We start from the raw sequence: 2769 nt of genomic DNA, 5'->3' as shown, positions 1-2769 counted from the left end.
AGCATACCCGTTCACTTTCCGGCAGCTTATTAGGGTATAAAACCATACCTTAAAAGCGTAATTTTTATCCGTTCATCCCCTAAAAGGATGAAAAAATGGATAACCAGACATTAAAATCTCAATTTTTCCGGAGCATATCCGTTCACCTCCGAGAATTGCAGGTTGTAGCACCCTTTTTCCGGAGCATACCCGTTCACTTTAGACGTATGCTTTCAGATTTTCCGGAGTATATCCGTTCAGCCGTGCATGGAATTGTGAGCGTATATCTTCGTTTCCGGAGCATATCCGTTCATTCTTTCCCCGGTTTCAGTTTCCTTTGTGCTGGTAAGCTAACAAGAAACAGCACAGTCATGGCAGGAACAACAAAGGATATGAGTCTGATAAAACAAGTACTCCAGCTCAAGCAGGCCGGAGAATCCAACCGCGGTGTAAGCCGCAAGTTACCGATTGACAAGGAAACCGTCAACGGTTATGTGAATACAGTAAAAGCCAACGGATGGAACATCAGCGACCTCCTTGAGATTGACGATCCCGAGTTGGAACGGATGTTCCATGCTGGTTCTCCGGCATATACGGACAGGAGAATGGAAGAGTTTCTGATCCTGCTACCCAGATACAGGGAACTGCTGGCGGACCCCAAATCCCATGTAAGCCGTCAGGTCCTGTTCGATGAATACCGTGCGACTCATCCCGATGGTTACGGCAAGTCACAGTTCTATTACCATCTGAAGCAGAATCTCGTTGCGAAGAAGGATGTTACGGCCGTACTGGCCAACACCTACAAACCGGGTGAAAAGCTCATGGTGGACTTTGCCGGTGACAAGCTCAGCTATGTGGATGCCGAAACCGGAGAAATTGTCAAGGTGGAGGTGTTTGTCGCCTGCATGCCTTACAGCGACTATACCTATGTGGTATGTGTACCTTCGCAGAAGACGGAGGACTTTCTGTATGCCATAAGGATGTGTCTGGAACATCTGGGCGGTGTACCTTCCATACTGACTCCTGACAACCTCAAATCGGCTGTAATCAGCAATGACCGGCATGAGCCGAAGCTGAACAAGGCTCTTGAGGACATGGGCAACTACTACCATTTCGTGGTACTGCCATGCGACCCGGCATCGCCGACACAGAAGGCTCTGGTAGAGGACTCCGTAAGGATTACATATAACCGTGTCTATGCCAGATTGCGTAACCGTACCTTCCATTCACTCCTGGAACTGAACCGTGCCGTATGGGAGCTGATGGAAAGGCACAACCAGACCCGTATGCAGAAGCGTCCCTACAGCCGTGAGGAGCGTTTTCATGCCATGGAGAAGGAGCTGCTGAAACCCTTGAAACCGGAACCCTATGAGATGCGCCTGTATGCCGATCTGAAAGTACAGGCAAACTGCCATGTGGAGCTGAGACAGGACAAGGTGACCCATTTTTACTCCGTCCCCTATATCCATGTAGGAAAACAGGCAAGAGTAGTCTTTACGCGTTCATGGGTCAAGGTCTATGTGGAGCAGAAACTGGTGGCCTCACATATCCGCAGCCATACATACGGCTATACCACAGTCAGGGAACATCTCGCATCCAGCTGCAGGGTGATTATGGAGCGTTCGGCAGCCTATTATGTGGAGAAAGCAAAAGATATATCACCTGACTGCCATGAATATGTAAAAAGAATCTTTGACCCCAAACGTACCGCACAGCCTGAAGAGGTGTATTACAAGCTGTGCAACTCCATAGTCAGCCTCAGAAGGAAGTATGACCTTGCCACGTTTGACCTTACCTGCCGTCAGTGCATGGAGTACGGTATTTACTCCTACAGCAAGTTTGAAGCCATACTCAGACGTAACGGCATGAATGCATCCGCAGACGAGACGGTAATCTTCCATGCGCCTACACCGTCAAACCACGGGAACATGCGCGGAAAAGACTATTTTACAGGAAATGACATAAACCAACAACAATAAATGATTATGAGCAACGAAACAGAAAGAACACTGCACGAGCTGAAGCTTCCGGGAATGGCAAGCTGCTGGAGCTCTCTGGAAGAAACACATCAGTTGGACAAGCTTACCCTGCGTGAAGGCATGCAGATCATGCTCCAGTACGAACGTGACACGAGAGGGAACAACCGCATCCAGCGTCTTATAAAGAATGCCGGCTTCCGTCTGAGAGCCTCGATGGAAGAACTTGAAACGGACACGGCAAGGGGCATACAGGCCTGCTCTGCAGCCGACCTTGCAACCGGAAATTACATCACGGGCGGAATGACGGTCATCATTACCGGACCGGCAGGAACCGGGAAGTCCTACTTTGCCTGTGCCCTGGGTGACAGGGCATGCAGGAACGGCCGGAAGGTACTGTACTTCACGATGAACATGCTCATCGAGAACCTGAAGCTTGCACATCTGGAAGGACGGGAAACAAACTTCTTCCGGAAGCTGAACGCACATGACCTGCTGATTATCGATGACTTTGGGATGGTCAAGCTGGACGGCCAGATACAGCATGACTTTGAACAGATCATAGATGACCGGTACAACCGGAAGGCACTCATCCTGGCCAGCCAGCTTCCCGTTGCAGACTGGTATGATGTGTTCCAAAGCGAGCTCATTGCGGAAGCCTGTCTGGACAGAATCGTGCATAAGGCAATAAAATTTGACCTTAAAGGAGAGAGCCTAAGAAAGAAGTATTAACTTTGCCAACAACACTGAATACTAACTGGGGACTGAACGGATATCACCGGAAATGCTGAACGGGTATCCGCCGGAATATGCA

2 protein-coding genes are annotated in these 2769 nt (G+C 49.4%); both read left to right on the top strand.

Going from position 1 to position 2769, the window contains the following annotated elements; translation table 11 throughout:
- The first annotated feature begins 350 nt into the window (after positions 1 to 350).
- Positions 351 to 1958 (top strand): IS21 family transposase, encoded by a 1608-nt coding sequence (gene istA / locus DXD04_RS15060; protein WP_007566682.1) that lies wholly within the window; start codon positions 351 to 353, stop codon positions 1956 to 1958.
- A 6-nt stretch (positions 1959 to 1964) separates the two neighbouring features.
- Positions 1965 to 2687: an IS21-like element helper ATPase IstB gene (gene istB / locus DXD04_RS15055; protein WP_225982541.1), complete on the top strand. Its 723-nt coding sequence runs from the start codon at positions 1965 to 1967 to the stop codon at positions 2685 to 2687.
- Positions 2688 to 2769 lie beyond the last annotated feature (82 nt).

Source organism: Phocaeicola plebeius, assembly GCF_003437535.1.
Classification (GTDB): Bacteria; Bacteroidota; Bacteroidia; order Bacteroidales; family Bacteroidaceae; genus Phocaeicola; species Phocaeicola plebeius_A.
Note: the sequence above shows the minus strand (reverse complement) of the source record. Positions and strands in the feature narration are given on the sequence as shown.

Bases quoted from the DNA above. Each gene is read 5' to 3' on its own strand.
- istA (WP_007566682.1), top strand. From the start codon at position 351: ATGGCAGGAACAACAAAGGATATGAGTCTGATAAAACAAGTACTCCAG.
- istB (WP_225982541.1), top strand. From the start codon at position 1,965: ATGAGCAACGAAACAGAAAGAACACTGCACGAGCTGAAGCTTCCGGGA.